Genomic DNA, 21680 nt, shown 5'->3' with positions numbered 1-21680 from the left:
GACCGAGCCGGACATTCTGGAGACCTACATGATCGCCAACAGCGTCAGCGTGGTGGTGTTGCCCGAGCGCACGCCGCTGGATGCGACCGACATCAAGCTGAGCCTGGACGCCGACAGCTTCGCCTGGAAGTTCAGCTGCACCCTGCACGGGGTGACTTCGCTCAACCTGGTGCGACCCTCGGGCAGTGGCCGTAAGACCATCGAGGTGACCATCAATGGTTGGGTCTGGCTGATCCTGGTTGAGCGCTACAGCCGTTCCGCGCAGTTTCCGGTGGAGCGTTTCAGCGTCAGCGGCGCCAGCCGTACCCAGCTGCTTGCAGCGCCCTATGCGCCTCGGCGCAGCGCGATGAACGCCGTGGACATCAACGCTCGCCAGGCGGCTGAGGATCAGCTGTACCTCACCGGCTTCACCCTGAACTGGGACGCCACCGGTTTCGGCCCGCCGGACTGGACGATCACCGCCGGGGCGTTGAGCTACCAGGATCAGACGCCCATGCAGGTGATCGCCCGTATTGCCGAGGCCGTGGGTGGCATCGTGCGGCCGGATATGGCGGGCGATGGCCTCACTGTGCTGCCGCGCTACCGCGAGGCGGTGTGGTGGTGGGACCAGTCGATCATGGATCGGATCATCCCTGGCGAGCTGATCACCAACATCGAGGGCGAGTGGTCACCGCAGCCGGCGTGGAACGTGGTCTACGTCAGTGGCACCACGCAAGGGGTGGCGGTGGACGTGCGGCGCACCGGCACGGCCGGCGACAACCCGGCACCGGATGTGTTCGATGACCTGATCACTGCCACCGATGCAGCCAGGTCACGGGGCATCTGCGAGCTGAGCAAGGGCGGCGATCAGGAGGTGGTGCCGCTGACCATTCCACTGATGCAGCAGGGCGGCAGTGCGCCTGGCCTAGTTCTACCTGGCCATCTGTGCGAGGTGCGCGAGTCGCCGTGGTGGCGAGGGCTGTGCCTCGGGGTGGACATCAGCGCCACCGGCACCGGGGCTAGCAAGGTCAGTCAGGTGCTGCGGCTGGAGCGGCACTACATGGAGGCAGCCTGATGTCTACGATCAATCCCTGGAAGAAGTTCATTAACCTGCTGCCTGGTGGTCGCCGGGCGGTGGGCGAGGTGATCAGCGTCAGCACCGCCACTGGCAGTAGCGTGGTCGAGCTGCGCAACGGTACGCAGATCCTCGTGCTCGGGGTGAGCGTGCCGGTGGGCAGTCTGGCCTTCGTGCTCGATGGCCAGATCACCGGGCCAGCGCCAAGCCTGCCTCAGTACGACATTGAGGTTTGACCTCGCGAGAGCCGCCTTCCTTGGCGGCAGAAGAATCCTAGACCAAGCCCGCTGCGTGCGGGCTTTTTTGTGCCTGGAGGAATGATGCGACTGACATTGGAGCAACTGCTGCAGATCCTGCCCGAGGCCGGCAGCAAGGCGGCGGCCTACCTGCCGCACCTGCTCACGGCCATGGCCCATCGGCAGATCAATAACCCGCGCCGGATTGCCGCCTTCCTGGCGCAGATCGGCCACGAGTCCGGCTCACTGCGCTACGCCCGCGAGATCTGGGGGCCGACCGAGGCGCAGAAGCGCTACGACACCCGCACCGACCTGGGCAACACACCCGAGCTGGATGGCGACGGCAAGTTGTACCGGGGGCGTGGGCTGATCCAGATCACCGGCCGGCGCAATTACCAGCTGGTGAGCCTGATCCTGTTCGGGGATGAGCGTCTGCTAGCTCAGCCCGAGCTGCTGGAGGAGCCGCAGTGGGCGAGCGAGTCGGCGGCCTGGTACTGGATGAGCCGTGGGCTCAACGAGCTGGCCGATCAGGGCCAGTTCCGCCTGATCACCCAGCGCATCAACGGCGGTCTGAACGGCTACCAGGATCGGCTGAAGCTCTACACCCGGGCGCGGGAGGTGCTGGCATGAGCGGCTATGAGTTCAAGGCGGTTTCCCATTGTTTGGCTGAGTCTGCGCCTGGCGCCTTTTCGTTCTTCTGCCTGGGCTGCGATATGCCACACACCGTCCAGACCGGGGAGGGCAATGGCCCGCGCTGGGGCTACAACGGCAACGCTGCGGCGCCTACGTTCACGCCGTCTGTACTGTGCCGTTACAACTGGAGCGATGGCGAGCGGGTGTGCCATTCGTTCATCACCGATGGGCGTATCCAGTACCTGGGCGACTGCACCCACCACCTGGCTGGCCAGACGATTGATCTGCCGAATTGGGAGGAAGCATGCGAGCGCTGGTGGAGCTAGTTCCTGCTTGGGTGTGGGCCGGGCTTGTAGGGTTGCTGCTGGCGGGCCTGGTAGGTGGCGCGCAGCAGATCCGCTTAGCCGCGGCTCATGCTGATCTTTCCGACGAGAAGGCAGCGCACAGCAGCTACCGGACGGAGGTGGCCGAACGTGATCGGCGTGCAGCGCTGGTGGCCCTGGAGGAAACCAAGCGCCGGCAGGCGCGCAACGAAGAGGTAGAGCGGAATGCAGCTGAACAACTGGAAGTGGCGCAGGCTGATGCTGCTAGCGCTGGTGATGCTCTGCAGCGCCTCGAGCTGCGTTACGCAGAGTCCGAGCGGCGTAGCCGAGCCTGCGGTGATTCCATCACTGCCCAGCTCGGCGAGGCAGCAGAAGCCGAAGCCAGAGTGCGTGCCCACGTGCTCGGCCGGGTTGGAGCGGCTGCTGGACTCTATGCTGCCGCCGCCGACGACAACCGAGTGAGGGGGCAGGCCTGCGAGGCCTCTTACGATTCGCTTACGCAATGAAGAGAGCAACCTGCCTGGGTGCGCGAACACCCGGGCAGGTTGCCGAACCCGCAGACCGTACCTGCAAGCCCAGCCAAGGCTCCCGCCTCGTGCACGAAGCGAGGGTGAGCCTAGCACTGTTTATCCATACAGTAAAAGGTTTGCACATGACCCAGCCTGTTATCCCCTGGATGGGCGGCAAGCGCCGCCTGGCCGACCGTCTTATCCCGCTATTTCCGCCCCATGAGTGCTACGTCGAAGTGTTTGCCGGCGGCGCTGCGCTCTTCTTCCTCCGGCCGCAGCCGGCCCCCGTCGAGGTGTTGAACGATATCAACGGCGACCTGGTGTCGCTTTATCGGGTGATCCAGAACCACGTCGAGGAGTTCGTGCGCCAGTTCAAGTGGGCGCTGTCCAGCCGGCAGCTGTTTGAGTGGCAGAAGATCACCCGGCCGGAAACCCTCACCGATATCCAGCGCGCCGCGCGGTTCTTCTACCTGCAGCACCATGCCTTTGGCGGCAAGGTGACCGGGCAGAACTTCGGCACGGCCACCACCGGACCGGCGCCGAACATCATGCGCATCGAGGAGAACCTCTCCGCGGCGTGGCAGCGTCTGGCTGGTGTGTACGTCGAGAACCTGCCCTGGTTGGAATGCGCCGAACGCTACGACCGCGCCCACACCTTCCTCTACATGGACCCGCCGTACTGGCAGACCGAGGGCTATGGCGTGGACTTCCCCTTCGAGCAGTACTTGGCGATGGCTGACTTCATGCGGCGCTGCAAGGGCAAGGTGATGGTCAGCATCAACGACCACCCCGATATCCGCGAAGCGTTCGCCGGCTTCCACATGGAGCGGATCGATATCCGCTACAGCAACACTAACCAGCGGCAAGGCACGGCCGACCTGACCGGCGAGTTGGTGATCATGAACTGGACGCCGGCCGCTCTCGGCGGCTTGTTCGATGGTCTCTGAAGTGCTTGCTATGGGGCGGCACCAGAGCGTTACTGGCTCCACCGAAACGGCCAAGGAGCCACCCTGATGAATCTGCTCGAGCACCTGCAACCTCTCCCGACTGAACTGCTCAAGGCCATGGCCAGGGGTGAGGTCGACGCGCAGGCGGTGGCTGCCCAGCTGATGGCTGGCCGGGGGCTTGATCGGGATGGGAAATGGGTGGGCTTCGAGAGGGCCGCCAAGGAATGGGGGGCTGAATAGCCTCCCGCTCAGCGGCCTCAGGCTTTACCTGTGCTTGCGGTAGTCCCGCATGATCATCTTCATCTGATCGAACTGCCCCTGCAGGAGCCACAGCAGGTTCCTGATGGTGGGGATGGGCAGGGCGAACTGATCGCGGTCAAGGATATCCTGGGCGAGGACGTCGACCACTGCGGCGTTGCGCTGTAGCGCGCAGAGCATGATGTCGTCGATGCTCTGCGGGTCGGTGGCGGGGTTTAGGATCAGCGCCGATTCAGGGCTGTCGACGAGTAGGGTGGTGTTGCGTTGGTCCGTGCTTTGGTCCATGTGCTTACTTCCGAGATACACGACTGCCAAAGCCCATTACATCGCCCGCGCAGGGCCTTGCGGTTAGGCGCGCGGCCGCCTCTTTCTCCGGCTCTCCAGCGCCTCCTCAATGAGCAAGGTCAATTCAGCATTGAGGCTGCGGCGATTCTTCTCTGCCTCCTGCTCGGCCGCTTGCCGCGTGGTCTCGCTCAGTCGCAATGGGTACGGTGTGATCCGCTTTTGCATAGCGTCCCCCTCGGTGGCGGTCTTCTGTGGACTCAATATGATTCCACGGTTTTTATGATGTCAAGTGGACTCATTGAGTCCAAAGGACTCCACCCTACATACTGAGCGCCTACACGATTCGTGGATTGCACAATCCAACTGTGGAAGCGCACATGTCTGACCGCCACGCCATCTCCCCTTACCCCCTCAGGATGCCGCCGGAGCTGCGGGCTGCACTCGAGCGGGCCTCCGTGGTGGCGGGCCGGTCTTTGCATGCCGAGATCCTGGCGAAGCTGGAAGCGGCACTGCAGGCTGACCGCAATGCCGCCACGGCTGAGTTGGTGGATGCCGTGTCGATGCAAGCCAGCCTCACCCTGGCCCTGGCCAGGGAGCTTGAGGGCATTGGACTAGGCGCCGATCAGCGCCAGGCGCTCGATAGCCTGGTGAAGTTCTCTCGACGGCTGCTTGATCGCCTCGGCGAGTAACCTAGAAACGAAAAGGCCCGGAGCCCCTTATTTCAGGGGCTCCGGGCCTTTTTTGTGTCTGGAATAATCGGTTTAGATAATGTGCTCTATGGGCAACCCAGGGAGACGAATCCGACTTTCGGTGTGGCGGTGGACATCGGGGGCTAACCTCAAACGGGCGCTCGGGAGGGCGCCTCTGATCAAAAAGTGCGCAATTCTAGCGGCAGCTTGCGTGCTTGAACAGCCTGGCCGGACAACTGATCTATGCTCAGCCTGGCCGCCCATAGCGAGCCGCGACGGCCCTGGAACGGGCCGAGTGGCTCGTTTACAGGCCGTACGCCCACTCGTCCGGATGGAAACCGCCCATGAGCGAAGTCGTCGCCGAGCACACCAAGTCCCCTCATGCCTCGTCCGCCATCGGCCTGCTGATTGGCGCGGTGGGCGTGGTTTACGGCGATATCGGTACCAGCCCGTTGTACACCCTCAAGGAGGTGTTCAACGGCGGATACGGCGTGCAGGTCAACCACGAGGGCGTGCTCGGCGTGCTGTCGCTGATCTTCTGGTCGCTGATCTGGGTGGTGTCGATCAAGTACGTGCTGTTCGTGCTGCGCGCCGATAACCAGGGCGAGGGCGGGGTAATGGCGCTGACCGCGCTGGCCCGGCGTGCGGCCGCGCCCTATCCGCGGTTGCGGGTGGTGCTGGTGCTGCTCGGCCTGTTCGGCGCCGGGCTGTTCTATGGCGACAGCATGATCACCCCGGCCATCTCCGTTCTGTCGGCGGTGGAGGGCCTGGAGATCGCCTTCGCCGGGCTGGAGCACTGGGTGGTGCCGCTGGCGCTGATCCTGCTGGTGGGGCTTTTCCTGATCCAGAAGCACGGCACGGCGCGCATCGGCATCCTGTTCGGGCCGGTGATGCTGCTGTGGTTCGTCACCCTGGGCGCCCTGGGCGTGTACGGTATCGTTCATCAGCCGCAGGTGCTGCAGGCGCTCAACCCCTACTGGTGCATCCATTTCTTCATCGCCCATCCGGGCATCGGCGTGGCGATTCTCGGTGCGGTGGTGCTGGCGCTGACCGGAGCCGAGGCGCTGTACGCGGACATGGGCCATTTCGGTCGCCAGCCGATTGCTCGCGCCTGGTTCCTGCTGGTGCTGCCGGGGCTGGTGCTGAACTACTTCGGTCAGGGCGCGATCCTGCTGGACAACCCTGAGGCGGCGCGCAATCCCTTCTATCTATTGGCGCCGGGCTGGGCCTTGCTGCCGCTGGTGGGGCTGGCCACCTTCGCCACCATAGTCGCCTCCCAGGCGGTGATCTCCGGAGCCTTCTCGCTGACCCGCCAGGCCATCCAGCTCGGCTACATTCCGCGCATGCACATCCAGCACACCTCGGATGCGGAGCAGGGGCAGATCTACATCGCCGCGGTGAACTGGGCGCTGATGGTCGCCGTGGTACTGCTGGTGCTGGGCTTCGAGTCGTCCGATGCCCTGGCGGCCGCCTATGGCGTGGCGGTGACCGGCACCATGCTGATCACCACGCTGTTGGCCGCGGCCGTGGTGCTGTTGCTGTGGAAGGCGCCGCGCTGGCTGGCCATTCCGCTGCTGCTGGTGTTCTTCCTGGTGGATGCGCTGTTCTTCGCCGCCAATGTGCCGAAGATCTTCCAGGGCGGCGCGTTCCCGGTGATCGCCGGGCTGGCGGTGTTCACCCTGATGACCACCTGGAAGCGCGGCCGCCACCTGCTGGTGGAGCGCCTGGACGACAACGCCTTACCGCTGCCGATCTTCATCTCCAGCATTCGCAGCCAGCCGCCGCTGCGGGTGCGCGGCACGGCGGTATTCCTCACCGCGCGCTCGGATGCCGTGCCCCACGCGCTGCTGCACAACCTGCTGCACAACCAGGTGCTGCACGAGCAGATCGTGCTGCTCACGGTGGTCAGCGAAGACCTGCCACGGGTGCTGCCGGAGCGGCGCTTCGAGGTGGAGGCCTATGGCGACGGCTTCTTCCGGGTGATCCTGCACTTCGGCTTCATGGAGGAGCCGGACGTGCCGGAGGCGCTGCGCCTGTGCCACCTCAACGAATTGGACTTCAGCCCGATGAGCACCACCTGGTTCCTCAGCCGCGAGACGGTGGTGGCCAGCAAGCGCTTCGGCATGGCGCGCTGGCGCGAGGCGCTGTTCGCCTTCCTGCTGCGCAACGCCAACAGCAACCTGCGCTTCTTCAAGTTGCCGCTGAACCGGGTGATCGAGCTGGGTACCCAGGTGGAGATCTGAAGCGAGACGTCGCCCGAGGGCGCCAGGCGTGTCAATCCCTCTCCCTCCGGGAGAGGTGCCCGTAGGGCGGGTGAGGGTGATTCAGGCGGCTCTGAGTGGCCGATGAGCCCATCACCCCCGGCCCTCTCCCGGCGGGAGAGTGGGCGTCGAGCCCGGCAGACTCGGGGCTGGTAGAGCGCAGCGAAGCCCCGCGCCTTATGCGGCCATTGCCCGACGCGCAGAAGATCGTAGACAGGTGCTTTAGGCGCAGCGGCTCAGGCCGAGCCGAGGAACTTGCTGAGAAACTGCCGCGTGCGTTCCTCCTGCGGCGCGCTGAACAGTTGCTTGGCCTCGCCCTGTTCGACTATCACGCCCTGGTCGATGAAGATCGCCCGGTTGGCCACATCGCGGGCGAAGCTCATTTCGTGGGTGACGATGACCATGGTGCGTTTCTCCTCGGCCAGGCCGCGGATGGTTGCCAGTACTTCGCCGACCAGCTCCGGATCGAGGGCCGAGGTGGGCTCGTCGAACAGGATCACGTCCGGTTGCATGGCCAGGGCGCGGGCGATGGCCACGCGCTGCTGCTGGCCGCCGGAGAGGCGCTTGGGATAGGCGTCTTCCTTGCCGGCCAGGCCGACCTTGGCGAGCAGGGCGCGGGCGCGCTCGGTGGCCTGGGTGCGCGGCTCCTTCTTCACCTGCACCGGGCCCTCGATGACGTTTTCCAGGGCGGTGCGATGCGGGAACAGATTGAAGTTCTGGAACACGAAGCCGACGTGCTGGCGCAGCTTGCGCACCAGGCTCTGCTGGGCCTTGAGCGGCTTGTCTGCATCGATGGCGATGCTGCCGACGGTGATCTGTCCACCGCTGGGCTCTTCCAGCAGGTTGAGGCAGCGCAGCAGGGTGGTCTTGCCCGAGCCGCTGGGGCCGATGATGGCCACCACCTCGCCGGGGGCGACGTCCAGGTCGATGCCCTTGAGCACTTCCTGGCCCTTGAAGGCCTTTCTCAGGTTGCGCACGGAAATCATCAGGAGTCCTGCTCGTGGCGGTTGACCCGCTCTTCAAGGCGCGCCTGGAAGTGCGCCAGGATGCTGGCCAGTATCCAGTAGATCAGCGCGGCGGCCAGGTACATGGTGAAGATCTCGAAGGTACGCGCGGTGATCAGCTGCGCCTGGCGGAACAGCTCCGGCACCTGGATGGTGGCGGCCAGGGCGGTGTCCTTGACCAGCGAGATGAAGCTGTTGCCCAGCGGCGGCAACGCGGTGCGCGCGGCCTGGGGCAGGATGGCGCGGTACAGGGTCTGCGCCCGGCCCATGCCGATGCTCGCCGCCGCTTCCCACTGACCGCGGTCGATGGAGGCGATGGCGGCGCGCAAAATCTCGGAGGTGTACGCGCCCATATTCAGCGAGAAGCCGATCAGCGCGGCAGTCAGCGGCTCCAGCTGGATGCCCAGCTGGGGCAGGCCGTAATAGATCATGAACAGCTGGACCAGCAGCGGCGTGCCGCGGAAGAACGAGACGTAGATCCGCGACAGCCACTGCAGTGGCCAGTAGCCGTACAACCGCAGCAGGGCCAGGGCAAAGCCGAGCAGCAGGCCGAAGAACATGCCACCCAGGCTCAGTACCACCGTCCACAGGGTGCCCTTCAGCAGGAAGGGCAGGGAGTCCAGCGCAAGCTGCAGGCTGGTTTCGATCATTGGGTGACGTCAGCCTTGAACCATTTCTCGGAGAGCTGTTTCAGGGTGCCATCAGCCTTGAGCTTGGCCAGCGCCTTGTCGATGGCGGCCAGCAGCTGCGGGTTGCCCTTGCGCAGGGCGATGCCGGCTTCCTGGCGGGAGAAGGCGTCACCGGCCACGGCCAGGCGGCCACCGGTCTTCTCGACCATCTCGAAGGCGGCCAGGCGGTCGACCAGGATCACGTCGATGCGGCCGACGTTGAGGTCCTGGAACTTGGTCGGGTCATCGTCGTAGGTGCGGATGTCGGCCTGCGGCACATTCTCTTTCAGCCACTGCTCGTAGTTGGTGCCGAGGCCCACGCCGACCTTCTTGCCGGCCAGGTCGGCGGCGCTCTTGATGCTGTCGCCATTGGCCTTGCGGGTCAGCGCCTGGATGCCGGAAACGGTGTAGGGGGCGGAGAAGTCGTACTTCTTCTTGCGCTCGTCGGAGATGGTCACCTGGTTGATCACCACGTCCAGGCGCTTGGACTCCAGCGCAGCGAGGATGCCGTCCCACTTGGTCGGCTGGAACTCGGCGCTGACGCCCAGTTCCTTGGCCAGGGCCTCGGCGAGTTCGACCTCGAAGCCGGTGAGCTTGCCGTTCTCGTCCTGGTAGTTGAACGGTGGATAGGTGCCTTCCAGGCCGACCTTGAGTGCGCCGTTGGCCTTGACCTCGTTCAGCAGGTCGGCGGCGAAGCTCGGGGTGGCCAGGCTGGCGCCGAGCAGCAGACTCAGGCTGCCGAGCAGGAAGTGACGACGCAGAGTAGTGAATTTCATGGAATGCCTCTTATGCAGTGGGCGGAAAGTCGGGCAACTCTAGGGTCAAATTTTTATTCGATAAAATAATTAAAAATTATCTGCTTATTCCTGAGTTAATTTACAGGTTTCAAGCGGCTCCAGCAGGATGATAGGCGAACAGCGCCGGTGCGCCGCCGGTATGCAGGAACAGCAGCGGCTCTTTGCCGGGGAAAACGCCCTGGGCGATGCCGTCGAGCAGGCCGGCGAAGGCCTTTCCGGTGTAGACCGGGTCGAGCAGCACGCCCTCCAGACGGGCCAGCAGTTGGATCGCCTCCAGGGTGCCGGCATTCGGCTCGCCGTAGCGCGGGGCGAAGTACTGGTCCCAGAGTTCGATGCGCAGAGTGTCCGGTACGTTCACTTCGAGCAGTTCGGCAGTGCGCTGCAGCAGGCCTTCGACCTTGGGGCGTTGGGTGGCGTCGGGACGCGACACGGTGACACCGACCACGCGAGTGCCGGGGCGCGCATGTTCCAGTGCCAGGGCCAGGCCGCTGTGGGTGCCGGCGCTGCCGGAGGCCAGCAGCACGGCGGCGAAATCCTGGCTGCTGCGCATCTGTTCGACCAGCTCCAGGCCGGCGCGCACGTAGCCGAGGGCGCCGAGGGCGTTAGAGCCGCCGATGGGCACCAGGTAGGGCTTGCGGCCGGCGGCGCGCAGACGCTCGCAGGCGTCGGCCAGCAACTGGTCGGCATTGTCCAGGTTGGCCACCGGCTCGATTTCGGCGCCGAACAGGTCGAGCAGCAGGCGGTTGCCATTGCTCAGATAGTTGCTGTCGGCGGTGTCGATCGGGTTTTCCAGCAGGGCCAGGCAGCCCAGGCCGAGCCGGGCGGCGGTGGCGGCGGTCTGGCGCACATGGTTGGACTGGATGGCGCCGGCCGTGACCAGCACATCGGCGCCCTGGGCCAGGGCGTCGGCGGCGAGGAATTCCAGCTTGCGTGCCTTGTTGCCGCCCAGGGCCAGCGGGGTGAGGTCGTCGCGCTTGATCCAGATATCGCGCCCCAGGTGCCGGGACAGGCGTGGCAGGTGTTCCAGCGGCGTGGCGGCGGGGATCAGTTCGAGGCGGGGAAAGCGGGCGAGGGCTTGGCGCAGCATGGTGGGAGGACCGGAGTGGAAAGTTGTCACTCTAGTCAGTGGCGAGCGCCGCCGGCAAATACGCCGCACAAAAGAAAACGCCTCGACGGGTTTCCCCATCGAGGCGTTCTTTGATCTGGTTGCGGGAGCCGGATTTGAACCGACGACCTTCGGGTTATGAGCCCGACGAGCTACCAGACTGCTCCATCCCGCGGCGGCCATTCTACTCAGGGATTGGTGTGTGTCAATCGATTTCTGTTTTTTAATCAATTACATAAATCGTAGGCAAAAAAAAGGCCACTCGTTTGAGTGGCCTTCTTCTGAATCTGGTTGCGGGAGCCGGATTTGAACCGACGACCTTCGGGTTATGAGCCCGACGAGCTACCAGACTGCTCCATCCCGCGGCGGCCATTCTAGCGGCGAAAGCTTATGTGTCAACCACTGATTCAGAAAAAGCTGTTTTTTCTCAGATGCTTAGCGCGGGGCGAATGGTAGACTTCGGGTCTCAGGGCAGGCCGTACGGGGCTTGGCGTGCGCAAGATCATCCACATCGACTGCGACTGTTTCTACGCCGCCATCGAGATGCGCGACGATCCGCGCCTGGCCGGCAGGCCGCTGGCGGTGGGCGGGGCGGCGGATCGGCGCGGGGTGGTCGCGACCTGCAACTACGAGGCACGGGCCTGGGGCGTGCGCTCGGCCATGCCCATGGGCCAGGCGCTCAAGCTGTGCCCGGATCTGCAGGTGGTGCGCCCGCGCATGGATGCCTACAAGGCGGTGTCGCGGGAAATCCACGCGATCTTCCGTGACTACACCGAGATCATCGAGCCGCTGTCGCTGGACGAGGCCTACCTAGACGTGTCCGCCAGCCCGCACTGCGACGGCAGCGCCACGCGTATCGCCCAGGATATCCGCCGGCGGGTGTCCCAGGAGCTGCACATCACCGTGTCGGCCGGGGTGGCGCCGAACAAGTTCCTGGCCAAGATCGCCAGCGACTGGCGCAAGCCCAACGGGCTGTTCGTGATCACCCCGGATCAGGTCGAGGAGTTCGTCGCCGCGCTGCCGGTGAGCAAGCTGCACGGGGTGGGCAAGGTCACGGCCAGCAAGATGGAGCGGCTGGGCATCAGCAGCTGCCTGGACCTGCGCGACTGGAGCAAGCTGGCCCTGGCGCGCGAGTTCGGCAGTTTCGGCGAGCGCCTGTGGAATCTGGCGCGCGGCATCGACGAGCGCGTGGTGCAGGTGGACAGCCGGCGTCAGTCGGTGAGCGTGGAGAACACCTTCGACCAGGATCTGCCGGACCTGGCGGCCTGCCTCAAGCAACTGCCGGAGTTGCTGCAGCAGCTCGACACGCGCATGGCGCGCCTGGACGCCAGCTACCGGCCGGACAAGCCCTTCGTGAAGATCAAGTTCCACGACTTTAGCCAGACCACCCTGGAACAGGCCGGCGCGCGTCGCGATCTGGACAGCTATCAGCTGTTGATGAGCGCGGCCTTCGCCCGCGGCAACAAGCCGGTGCGTCTGCTCGGGGTAGGGGTGCGGTTGCTGGATCTGCGCGGGCGGCACGAGCAGCTGGAGCTGTTCGAGTAGGCGGCTCCCCTCTCCCACTTGTGGGAGAGGGGCCGGGGGAGAGGGCGTTGGCTTCGACCCTCTCCCTAGCCCTCTCCCGTAAACGGGAGAGGGGATGTCGCGGAGTCGCCCGGATGTAATCCGGGGCGGAGTTGCCGGTTGTCCCGGATTGCATCCGGGCTACAGCGGCGACAGATCGCGAAAGGGCTACTCAGCCTTCTTCGGGGGACAGGCGAATCGGCTTTCCCTCGGCAGGCCACAGGCGCAGCTGGTCGGTGCCCGATACATCCCAGCGCTGAATCTGGCCCAGGGCTTCGAGGAAGCGCTGCTCCTGCTCCATCAGCTCCGGTGCGCACATCTTGCGGGTGGCGCCGGCCTGGCCGAAGTTCAGCTTGTCGCCGTCGCGGCTGTAGCTGGCGAACCAGTGGTTGCAGCCGGCGTTGCCGTAGGCGCGGCCATCCGCGCCGAGGGTGATGGTCAGGTGGCTGCGCTCGATCAGCGGGCGCTCGCCGAGCCATTCCACCTGGTAGGTCTTGTCGCTTTCCAGCTGTACCGGTTCGCTGGCGCAGCCGCTCAGGGCGGCGGCGAGCAGGGCGGGAGCCAGGGCGTGCTTCATGCGCTTTTCTCCGTGCAGGCGGGGCAGAAGTGTTTGCCGCCGCGGCTCACCCAGCCCAGTTCGAGCAGGCGCGCTTCCGCGGCGGGTTGCTGGGCCTTGGCGCCGAGCGAGGCATCGACGGCGAACTCCAGGTCGATGCGCTTGGCGCAGCCGTCGCAGTCCACCTGCCAGTTGTGGATCGCCAGTTCGCGGAAGGCCGGGCCGCTGGCCACTGCCAGCCATTGGCCGGGCGGGTTGATCAGGTGGCGGACCTTCTCCACCGCCAGGCTCATGGACAGCTCCTTGCTGCCCTTGAGGGTCACCAGCAGGCTGTCGCCGGCCTGGATGGCGCCGCCGTTGCCGGTGACCTGGTAGCGGCCCGGTGCCAGGGCGCGGCACTCGGTGAGGGTGTGTTGCGGGTTGAGCAGGGTGTAGCGGAAATCGTGGGTGGTCATGAAGCCTCCTGAGCTGCACGGGATGCTAGCACGCGGCGGATGTCACCCGGTTGACCGCCGCGCCGGCGGCCCAGGCGGCGATGTTGTCCAAGGTGGTGCCGGCGATGGCGGCCAGGGCCTCGTGGGTGAGGAAGGCCTGGTGCGCGGTGACTATTACGTTGGGGAAGGTCAGCAGGCGCGCCAATACGTCGTCCTGCAGCGGCTGGTCGGAGCGATCCTCGAAGAACAGCTCGGCCTCTTCTTCGTAGACATCCAGGCCCAGGTAACCGAGCTGGCCGCTCTTCAGCGCCTCGATCAGCGCCGGACTGTCCACCAGCGCGCCACGCCCGGTGTTGATCAGCATGGCGCCGCGCTTCATCAGCGCCAGGCGCTCGGTGTCGATCAGGTGGCGGCTGGCCTCGGTCAGCGGGCAGTGCAGGCTGATCACGTCGCTCTCGGCGATCAGCTCGTCCAGTGCCACCTGGCGCGCGCCGAGGACGTCCAGGCCGGTGATGGGGCAGGGGTCGCTGATCAGCAGGCGAGAGCCGAAGCCGGTCATGATCTGGGCGAAGGCCAGGCCGATCTGCCCGCCGCCGATCACGCCGACCGTCTTGCCGTGGAGGTCGAAGCCGGTCAGCCCGTGCAGGCTGAAGTCGCCTTCGCGGGTGCGGTTGAAGGCCCGGTGGATGCGCCGGTTGAGCGCCAGGATCAGCGCCACCGCGTGCTCGGCCACCGCATGCGGCGAATAGGCGGGCACTCGCACCACAACCAGACCCAGGCGTTCGGCGGCCTGCAGGTCGACATGGTTGTAGCCGGCCGAGCGCAGGGCGATCAAGCGTGTGCCGCCGGCGGCCAGGCGTTCCAGCACGGGCGCGCTGAGGTTGTCGTTGATAAAGGCGCAGACCACCTCGCAGCCTGTGGCCAGGGCGGCGGTGTCCGGTGTCAGCAGGCTGTCCTGGAATTGCAGTTGCCAGCCGGCCGGCAGCGGGCAGGCCGCGAAGCTGGCCTGGTCGTAGGGCTTGCTGCTGAACAGGATGATCTTCATCGAGGCTCCTCAGGCGCTGACCGCGGCCTCCTCGGCCAGCCTGGCGATGGCCGCGTCCAGTTCGTCGAGAGCGTGCTGCGCGTTGGGATCGTCCTGCTTGAGCAGGGTCTCGCTGCGCTGGCAGGCGGCGCGCAGCTGCGGCACGCCGCAGTAGCGGGTGGCGCCATGCAGGCGATGGACCCGCTCGATCAGCGCGTTGCGCTCGCCGGCGTCGCGGGCCTGGCGAATGGCCTGGCGGTCGGCGGGCAGGCCGGCCAGCAGCATCGCCAGCATGTCGCTGGCCAGATCGGCCTTGCCGGCGGCCAGGCGCAGGCCTTCCTCGGCGTCGAGCACGCGCAGGCTGGCGCTGATCGCCGGAGCGCTGGACGCGGCCGGCTGTGGATGGTTGCGCAGGGCCAGGCCGGTCCACTTCAGCACCACCTGGGCCAATTGGCGCTCGTTGATCGGCTTGGTCAGGTAGTCGTCCATGCCGCCCTGCAGCAGGGCGCGTTTTTCGTTGGCCAGGGCGTGGGCGGTGAGGGCGACGATGGGCAGCGGGCTGCGCTCGCGCTCCTGCTCCCACAGGCGGATCGCCTCGGTGGCCTGGCGACCGTCCATGCCGGGCATCTGCACGTCCATGAACACCAGGTCGAAGGCCTGCTGCTGCACGGCCTGCACGGCGGCGTAGCCGCTGTCCACGGCGGTGACCTCGGCGCCCATGTCGTCGAGCAGGGTCTGCACCAGCAGCAGGTTGGCCGGGTTGTCGTCGACGCACAGCAGGCGCGGCGGGCGGCTGGTCAGCGGTGCGGGCGCCTCGGCTTTGACCTGGCGCGGGCTGATCAGCTCGCTCAGGGCGCGCAGCAGCTTGCGCGTGCAGGCCGGCTTGGCCTGCAGCTGCAGATGGGTCTCCGGCAATGCCTCGTGGTACAGCGCCTGCTCGGTGGTGGGGCACAGCACCAGGGCCTTGCAGCCGAGGCGGTCGAGGTCCCACAGACGCTGGCCGAGCTGTTCCGGCGGCAGCTCCTGGATATTGACGCCGAGCACGGCCAGGTCGATCGGCTGGCCGGCCTCGCGCTGGCGGGTGACCTGCTCCAGCAACTGGTCGAGGCTGGCGAATTCCAGCACCTGCAGGTTGCAGTCCTCCAGCTGGTGCTGCAGGGCCTGGCGGGTCAGATCGTGGTTTTCCAGCATGGCCACGCGGCGGCCCTGCAGCGGCGCGCGCGGCAGGTCGTCGGCATCGTCGCGGGCCTTGGGCAGGGTCAGGCTGATCCAGAATTCCGAGCCGGTGCCGGGGTTGCTTTCGACGCCGATCTCGCCGCCCATCTGTTCGATCAGGCGCTTGGAGATCACCAGGCCGAGGCCGGTGCCGCCGGCCTGGCGGCTGAGCGAGTTGTCGGCCTGGCTGAAGGCCTGGAACAGGGCGCGCAGATCCTCGTCGGAGAGGCCGACGCCGGTGTCCTGCACGCTGATGCGCAGCTGCGCGCGGTCGTCGCTCTCGTCCTCGACCATGGCGCGCACGGCGATGGTTCCCTCGCGGGTGAACTTGATGGCGTTGCTCACCAGGTTGGTCAGCACCTGCTTGAGGCGCTGCGGGTCGCCCTGCAGCGACAGCGGGGTGTCGCGGTAGATCAGGCTGACCAGCTCCAGCTGCTTCTGGTGGGCGGACGGCGCGAGGATGGTCAGGCAGTCCTGGATCAGGTCGCGCAGGTTGAACGGGATGTTCTCCAGCACCAGCTTGCCGGCCTCGATCTTGGAGAAGTCGAGCACCTCGTTGATGATCCCCAGCAGGCTCTCGGCGGACTTCTCGATGGTGCCCAGGTAGTCCTGCTGGCGCGGGGTCAGGTCGCTCTTCTGCAGCAGGCCGGTGAAGCCGAGGATGCCGTTGAGCGGGGTGCGGATCTCATGGCTCATGTTGGCCAGGAACTCGGACTTGATGCGGCTGGCTTCCAGGGCCTCCTTGCGCGCCAGGTCCAGCTCGATGTTCTGGATCTCGATGGTTTCCAGATTTTGCCGCACGTCCTCCGTGGCCTGGTCGACGCTGTGCTGCAGCTCCTCCTGGGCGTTCTGCAGCGACTCGGCCATGCGGTTGATGCCGGCGGCCAGTTCGTCCATCTCATGGTTGCCCAGCGGCGGCAGGCGGGTCTCCAGCTGGCCGTCCTTGAGCTGGATCACGCCCTGCTTGATGGTGCGCAGCGGATCGTTGATCGCCCGGCTCATGCGCAGGGCGAGCAGGGCGGTGACGGTGAGACCGGCGACGATCAGCAGCAGGCTGGCGAACAGGCTGCGGTAGCCCTGCAGCAGGGTGCGGTGGTGCGACAGTTCCAGCTCGACCCAGCCCAGCAGACGGTCGGCGCTGTCCGCCTCGGCAGGCCCGGCGAGGCTCTGGTGGCGGCCGAAGACCGGCATCAGGAAGCGCGTGGCGTCCTGGCTGCTGCTGGTGGCCAGCGGCTCGACCGTGGCCTGCGGCGGCGGGTTGAGCATGTCCGGCCCGGCCTGGGCCAGGCTCTGCCGCTCGGCGGAGAGGAAGCCGACGGCGCGCACGTCCTGCTGATTCAGCGCTTCCTCGGCCAGACGCTTCAGCTGCGCCGCATCGCCGCGCGCCAGGGCTTGGGCGGCCAGTGGTGCCAGGTGCTGCACCGCCGTTTCGCCACGCTGCTGCAGCTGGCTGCGCAGGTCGGCCAGCTGCATCCAGGTGAAGTAGCCGCCCAATACCAGCGCCAGCAGGCTGGTGGGCAGCAGGGTGAGCAGCAGCACGCGGCCCTTGATGCCGAGGTCCTTGAACACAGTGTTCTCCAGCAGGGTTGATGGGTGCAGTTTAGCGGTCGTCGAGTGGGAATCCGCATGGTTTTTTGGCAGACTTGTCGATATTTATTCTTATTTGAGATTTGTCCGCATGTCTGCCACTTCCGCCCGCATCCTCGCCATCGAGGACGATCCGGTGCTGGCCGCGCACCTGCAGGAGCACCTCGGTCGCCGCGGTTTCGACGTGACTCTGCAGGGCGACGGCGAGGCCGGCCTGGCGCTGGCCTGTAGCGAAACCTTCGACCTGGTGTTGCTGGATATCCTGCTGCCCGGCTGCAACGGCCTGGAGGCGCTGGCCGAGCTGCGCCGCCGGCGCCGGGTGCCGGTCATCCTGATGTCCGCCCTGGGCGCCGAGCAGGATCGCATCGCCGGGTTCAGCCAGGGCGCCGACGACTACCTGCCCAAGCCCTTCGCCATGGCCGAGATGGAGGTGCGCATCGAGGCCATCCTGCGCCGCGTCGCCTACGAGCGGCGTGATCGCGAGCCGGTCGCCAGCGCGCCGCAGCTGGAGCTGGACGAGGTGCGCCTGGATGCCCGCCACGCCGGGCAGTGGGCGCAGCTGACCGGCACCGAGTTCCGCCTGCTGGAAATCTTCGTCCGCCACAGCGGCGAGGTGCTGAGCAAGGCCTTCCTCTATCAGCAGGTGCTGCACCGCCCCTGGTCGCAGCACGACCGCGGCCTGGACATGCACGTCAGCCACATTCGCCGCAAGCTGCAGGCCATCGGCTACCTGGCCGGGCGGGTGGAGACGGCGTGGGGCAAGGGTTACCTGTTCCAGCGCGAGGAGGGGTGAGAGATGCTGACCCGACACTCGGTGTTCTGGCGCCTGGCAGCGTTGCTGCTGGGCTTCTGCCTGCTGATCGTCTGGCTGGTGTGGTATTGGGGCGGCAGTGTCGAGCAGCTCGGCTATCGTCTGCGCCCCGAGGCGCAGCAACAGTTGCAGAGTTATGCCGCCGAGGCCGAGCGGGCGTGGCGCGAGGGTGGTCGTGAGAGCGTGGACCGCTGGCTGGAGGCGATGAAGACCCGTGAGAGCGGCTGGATCGCCGTGCTGGGGCCGGGACTGAACTCGTTGTCCAGCCGCGAACTGAGCGGTGACGAGTTGGAGCGGCTGACCTTCGTGCGGCGCATCGACTGGCCGATGAGTAGGCGCAGCATCGGCCTGCCCAACCTGCTGGTGCCTTTCCCGGGGGCGCCTGACGAAGGCCGCTTGGCCATCGAGTTGCCGGAGCGCCTGCTGCCACCGGGCTTCACCCCCGGCACCCAGCTGCTGGTGCATGGCTTGGTGCCGGGGGTGCTGGCGCTGCTTTTATGTCTGCTGATCTACCGGCAGCTGATTGCGCCGCTGAAACACCTGCGCGAACAGGCCGATGCCCTGCGTGGCGATCGCCTGAGTACCCGCGTGGCACCGCGGGTAAGCCATCGCGACGACGAGCTGGGCGCCCTGGGACGTGCCTTCGACCACATGGCCGAACGCCTCGAGCATACGGTGAGCTACCAGCGCCAGTTATTGCGCGACCTGTCCCACGAGCTGCGCACGCCGCTGTCACGGCTGCGCGTGGCGGGCGAATGCGCCGGCGATCTGGAGGTGCTGCGCCAGCGTCTGGAGCGTGAAGTGCAGTGCATGCAGCAACTGGTGGACGACACCCTGGAACTGGTCTGGATGGATACCGAGCGGCCGCAACTGCCGCTGGAGATCATCGATATCAAGGCGCTGTGGGATGTGCTCGGCGAGAACGCCTGCTTCGAGAGCGGCTGGTCGCGCGAGCGCCTGCGCTGCGAGCTGCCGCCCGACTGCCGGGTGCTGGGCCATCTCAACGGCCTGGCCCAGGCCCTGGAGAACATCCTGCGCAATGCGATCCGCCATTCGCCGGCCGATGGGCTGGTGTGCCTGGTAGGCCGGCGCGAGGGCGCAGGCTGGTTGCTGTGTATCGAGGACCAGGGCGGCGGCGTGGCGAGCGCCGAGCTGGAGACCATTTTCCGTCCCTTCACCCGCCTGTGCGCGGCGCGTCCAGGTGGCGATGGCTTCGGCCTGGGGTTGGCCATCGCTCGCAGCGCCATCCGTTTGCAGGGTGGCGAACTATGGGCGGAGAACGGCGCCAAGGGCCTGCGCCTGAGCATGCGGTTACAAAATGTATAGTTTGTAAACGCGCTTTACTATCAAATGGGAATAAATATCATCTCGCTCGCTTGGCGCAGGCCACTGCGGGCACGGATGACTCTGCCCCTCCTGCGCATCGATCCGCATGCAAAGGAGCAGATGTAGATGCAGCCGCGATTCCGATTCAGCCACCTGACCCTGGCGCTGATGATGGCCACCGTTCCCCAGGCCCTGCAGGCCGCCTCGGACCAGGTGCGGGTGGAGAGCACCGACCTGCCGGTGGCCGGCACCGAGCAGGCGCTGCAGCTGGAGGAGACCCGCGTGCTGGGCACCGCCGAGGAGGAGCTGAAGCAGGCCCCGGGCGTGTCGATCATCACGGCCGAGGACATCCAGAAGCTTCCGCCGACCAACGACCTTTCCGAGGTGATCCGCCGCGAGCCGGGCGTCAACCTGACCGGCAACAGCACCAGCGGCAACCGTGGCAACAACCGCCAGATAGACCTGCGCGGCATGGGCCCGGAAAACACCCTGATCCTCATCGATGGCCAGCCCACCACTTCGCGAAACGCCGTGCGCTATGGCTGGAACGGCGATCGCGATACTCGCGGCGAGACCAACTGGGTGCCGGCCGAACAGGTCGAGCGCATCGAGATCCTGCGTGGTCCGGCCGCGGCACGGTATGGCTCCGGCGCCATGGGCGGGGTGATCAACATCATCACCAAACGCCCGACCGACGAAGTCCGCGGCTCTGTCACCGCCTACACCTCTCTGCCAGAGGATGATGCCGAGGGCATGAGCAAGCGTAGCAACTTCAGCCTCAGCGGCCCGATCAGCGACGCCTTCACCTTCCGTCTGTACGGTGGTGCCAGCACCACCGACGCCGACGATGCGGACATCAACCGCGACCACCAGGCCAGCGCGGACGCCATGGTTGCCGGCCGTGAGGGGGTACGCAACAAGGACATCAACGGCCTGCTCAGCTGGCAGTTGAATCCCGAGCAGACCCTCGATCTGGAGGCCGGCTATAGCCGTCAGGGCAACATCTACGCTGGCGACACCATGAACAACAACGGGGGTGGCAACCCCGCGTTCATCGACAGCCTGTATGGCCAGGAAACCAACGTGATGCAGCGCACCAACTACGCGCTGACCCACAAGGGTGACTTCGACTGGGGTAGCTCCAAGGCCTCGCTGGGTTACGACTACACCCGCAACTGGCGCCTCAACGAGGGCCTGGCCGGCGGCCCCGAAGGCGCGCCGACCGAGGGCGCGGGCGCCTTCATGTCGCGTCTGCGCAACACCCGCGCCAATGCTGAGGTTAGCCTGCCGCTCAGCGCCGGTTTCGAACAGGTACTGACCCTCGGCAGCGAATATCTCTACGAATCGCTTAACGACCCCGGCTCGCTGCGCTCGCAAGCCTCCTGGGACCCGGCTCCGGGTGCCATCCCCGGATTCAGCCGTGGTGAGACCAAGGTCACCGCGCATAGCTATGCGCTGTTCGTCGAGGACAACATAGAGGTTGGCGAGCGCACCATCGTCACCCCAGGCCTGCGCTTCGACGATCACGAGGAGTACGGTGGCAATTGGAGCCCGAGCCTCAACGCCTCTCATGAACTGACCGACGAACTGACTCTGAAGGGCGGTATCGCGCGTGCCTACAAGACGCCGAACATGTACCAGTCCAACCCCCACTATCTGCTGTACAGCCGTGGCTTTGGCTGCAACGCCACCGAGGCCAACACCGGCAACGGTTGTTACCTGGCTGGCAACCCGAACCTGGAGCCGGAAACCAGCATCAACAAGGAAATCGGCCTGTCCTTCGACAAGGGCACTTGGCGTACCAGCGCCACTTACTTCCGTAACGACTATCGCAACAAGATCGTCGGCAGCAACGAATACGTCTTCCGCCTGGCCAATGGTCGCCGGGTGCTGCAGTGGGAAAATACCGACAAGGCGGTGGTCGAGGGTGTGGAAGGCAACCTGTTCGTCGAGCTGAGTCCGCGCCTGGACTGGAACACCAACTTCACCTACATGATCGAGTCCGAGGACAAGGACACCGGCGAGCCGTTGAGCATCATTCCGGAGTACACCCTCAACAGCAGCCTCGACTGGCAGGCCACCGAGAAGCTGTCCTTCCAGCTGAACGGCACCTACTACGGCAAACAAGAGTCGCCGTCGACCAACCCGCGCCGCCAGGAGGCGATCCCGGACGAGGCGCAGAAGGACATCGACCCCTACGGGCTGATGGGCGTCAGCGCCGGCTACGAGTTCAGCGAGAACTACAGCCTGCGCGTCGGCATCAACAACCTGTTCGACAAGCGCATCTACCGCGAGGGCAATGCCACCGAAGCCGGCGCCAACACCTATAACGAGCCGGGTCGCGCCTACTTCGCGTCGGTCACTGCCTCTTTCTGATCGCCCATGCTCCTTGCCC

At 65.9% G+C, this 21680-nt stretch carries 21 protein-coding genes, 2 tRNA genes and 1 pseudogene; 13 read left to right on the top strand and 11 right to left on the bottom strand.

Annotated features, from left to right (window positions below):
• The 7 genes and pseudogenes from N7607_RS16190 to N7607_RS16160 all read left to right on the top strand — a co-directional run.
• Nucleotides 1-1054, top strand: a pseudogene (locus N7607_RS16190) (hypothetical protein); the annotation flags it as partial.
• Nucleotides 1054-1290, top strand: a complete 237-nt coding sequence (locus N7607_RS16185; RefSeq protein WP_279867648.1) for a hypothetical protein — start codon at nt 1054-1056, stop codon at nt 1288-1290. The pseudogene N7607_RS16190 and the gene N7607_RS16185, both read left to right, overlap by 1 nt.
• 84 nt (nt 1291-1374) lie before the next feature.
• A complete protein-coding gene (locus tag N7607_RS16180; RefSeq protein ID WP_279867646.1) occupies nt 1375-1920 on the top strand; it encodes a glycoside hydrolase family 19 protein in 546 nt (181 codons plus the stop codon).
• Nucleotides 1917-2249, top strand: coding sequence for a DUF6527 family protein (locus N7607_RS16175; protein ID WP_279867643.1), 333 nt, complete (start codon nt 1917-1919; stop codon nt 2247-2249). Before N7607_RS16180 ends, N7607_RS16175 begins: the two co-directional genes overlap by 4 nt.
• Nucleotides 2228-2752, top strand: a complete 525-nt coding sequence (locus N7607_RS16170; RefSeq protein ID WP_279867640.1) for a DUF2514 family protein — start codon at nt 2228-2230, stop codon at nt 2750-2752. Before N7607_RS16175 ends, N7607_RS16170 begins: the two co-directional genes overlap by 22 nt.
• Before the next feature lie 146 nt (nt 2753-2898).
• The gene (locus tag N7607_RS16165; RefSeq protein ID WP_279867637.1) at nt 2899-3702 is read left to right on the top strand and encodes a DNA adenine methylase; all 804 of its coding nucleotides are present in this window, start codon (nt 2899-2901) and stop codon (nt 3700-3702) included.
• A 66-nt stretch (nt 3703-3768) separates the two neighbouring features.
• A complete protein-coding gene (locus tag N7607_RS16160; protein WP_279867635.1) occupies nt 3769-3942 on the top strand; it encodes a hypothetical protein in 174 nt (57 codons plus the stop codon).
• Between the two features lie 24 nt (nt 3943-3966).
• On the opposite strand, the gene N7607_RS16155 is transcribed toward N7607_RS16160, so the two are convergent.
• Nucleotides 3967-4245, bottom strand: a complete 279-nt coding sequence (locus tag N7607_RS16155) for a hypothetical protein (protein WP_279867633.1) — start codon at nt 4243-4245, stop codon at nt 3967-3969.
• A gap of 377 nt (nt 4246-4622) precedes the next feature.
• Here N7607_RS16155 and N7607_RS16150 point away from each other — a divergent pair, with 377 nt between their 5' ends.
• Together N7607_RS16150 and N7607_RS16145 are read left to right on the top strand one after the other, a co-directional pair.
• Nucleotides 4623-4934, top strand: coding sequence for a hypothetical protein (locus tag N7607_RS16150; RefSeq protein WP_279867632.1), 312 nt, complete (start codon nt 4623-4625; stop codon nt 4932-4934).
• A 344-nt stretch (nt 4935-5278) separates the two neighbouring features.
• Nucleotides 5279-7177, top strand: coding sequence for a potassium transporter Kup (locus tag N7607_RS16145; protein ID WP_279867631.1), 1899 nt, complete (start codon nt 5279-5281; stop codon nt 7175-7177).
• A gap of 254 nt (nt 7178-7431) precedes the next feature.
• On the opposite strand, the gene tcyN is transcribed toward N7607_RS16145, so the two are convergent.
• From tcyN to N7607_RS16115, 6 genes are all read right to left on the bottom strand, one after another.
• Complete coding sequence (gene tcyN, locus N7607_RS16140) at nt 7432-8181, bottom strand: L-cystine ABC transporter ATP-binding protein TcyN (RefSeq protein WP_279867629.1); 750 nt, start codon at nt 8179-8181, stop codon at nt 7432-7434.
• On the bottom strand, nt 8181-8849 hold the full coding sequence (gene tcyL / locus N7607_RS16135) for a cystine ABC transporter permease (RefSeq protein ID WP_279867628.1): 669 nt from the start codon (nt 8847-8849) through the stop codon (nt 8181-8183). Before tcyL ends, tcyN begins: the two co-directional genes overlap by 1 nt.
• Nucleotides 8846-9643: a cystine ABC transporter substrate-binding protein gene (tcyJ, locus tag N7607_RS16130; protein ID WP_279867627.1), complete on the bottom strand. Its 798-nt coding sequence runs from the start codon at nt 9641-9643 to the stop codon at nt 8846-8848. The genes tcyL and tcyJ overlap by 4 nt, the downstream gene beginning before the upstream one ends.
• A gap of 109 nt (nt 9644-9752) precedes the next feature.
• The gene (locus tag N7607_RS16125) at nt 9753-10751 is read right to left on the bottom strand and encodes a D-cysteine desulfhydrase (RefSeq protein ID WP_279867626.1); all 999 of its coding nucleotides are present in this window, start codon (nt 10749-10751) and stop codon (nt 9753-9755) included.
• A 116-nt stretch (nt 10752-10867) separates the two neighbouring features.
• Nucleotides 10868-10944: transfer RNA gene (locus N7607_RS16120), tRNA-Met, on the bottom strand.
• Between the two features lie 113 nt (nt 10945-11057).
• Nucleotides 11058-11134: transfer RNA gene (locus tag N7607_RS16115), tRNA-Met, on the bottom strand.
• 127 nt (nt 11135-11261) lie between these two features.
• Here N7607_RS16115 and dinB point away from each other — a divergent pair.
• Nucleotides 11262-12314, top strand: a complete 1053-nt coding sequence (gene dinB / locus N7607_RS16110) for a DNA polymerase IV (RefSeq protein WP_279867624.1) — start codon at nt 11262-11264, stop codon at nt 12312-12314.
• A gap of 190 nt (nt 12315-12504) precedes the next feature.
• On the opposite strand, the gene N7607_RS16105 is transcribed toward dinB, so the two are convergent.
• The 4 genes from N7607_RS16105 to N7607_RS16090 are packed head-to-tail and all read right to left on the bottom strand — an operon-like array spanning nt 12505 to nt 17130.
• Entirely contained in the window at nt 12505-12909 is a 405-nt protein-coding gene (locus tag N7607_RS16105; protein ID WP_279867622.1) for an META domain-containing protein, read from the bottom strand.
• Nucleotides 12906-13343: a hypothetical protein gene (locus N7607_RS16100; RefSeq protein ID WP_279867621.1), complete on the bottom strand. Its 438-nt coding sequence runs from the start codon at nt 13341-13343 to the stop codon at nt 12906-12908. The genes N7607_RS16105 and N7607_RS16100 overlap by 4 nt, the downstream gene beginning before the upstream one ends.
• A gap of 25 nt (nt 13344-13368) precedes the next feature.
• Nucleotides 13369-14367: a 2-hydroxyacid dehydrogenase gene (locus tag N7607_RS16095; RefSeq protein WP_279867620.1), complete on the bottom strand. Its 999-nt coding sequence runs from the start codon at nt 14365-14367 to the stop codon at nt 13369-13371.
• 9 nt (nt 14368-14376) lie between these two features.
• The gene (locus tag N7607_RS16090; RefSeq protein WP_279867619.1) at nt 14377-17130 is read right to left on the bottom strand and encodes a response regulator; all 2754 of its coding nucleotides are present in this window, start codon (nt 17128-17130) and stop codon (nt 14377-14379) included.
• Between the two features lie 109 nt (nt 17131-17239).
• Between N7607_RS16090 and N7607_RS16085 the strand changes: the two genes are divergently transcribed.
• The 3 genes from N7607_RS16085 (at nt 17240) to N7607_RS16075 (ending at nt 21661) form a co-directional block, all read left to right on the top strand.
• Entirely contained in the window at nt 17240-17941 is a 702-nt protein-coding gene (locus N7607_RS16085; protein ID WP_279867618.1) for a response regulator transcription factor, read from the top strand.
• A 3-nt stretch (nt 17942-17944) separates the two neighbouring features.
• Nucleotides 17945-19285, top strand: a complete 1341-nt coding sequence (locus N7607_RS16080; RefSeq protein WP_279867617.1) for a histidine kinase sensor domain-containing protein — start codon at nt 17945-17947, stop codon at nt 19283-19285.
• 126 nt (nt 19286-19411) lie between these two features.
• Complete coding sequence (locus N7607_RS16075; RefSeq protein WP_279867614.1) at nt 19412-21661, top strand: FepA family TonB-dependent siderophore receptor; 2250 nt, start codon at nt 19412-19414, stop codon at nt 21659-21661.
• Nucleotides 21662-21680: the final 19 nt, after the last annotated feature.

This window comes from Pseudomonas sp. GD04019 (assembly GCF_029837695.1).
GTDB lineage: Bacteria > Pseudomonadota > Gammaproteobacteria > Pseudomonadales > Pseudomonadaceae > Aquipseudomonas.
This window is presented reverse-complemented; position numbering and strand designations above follow the sequence as displayed.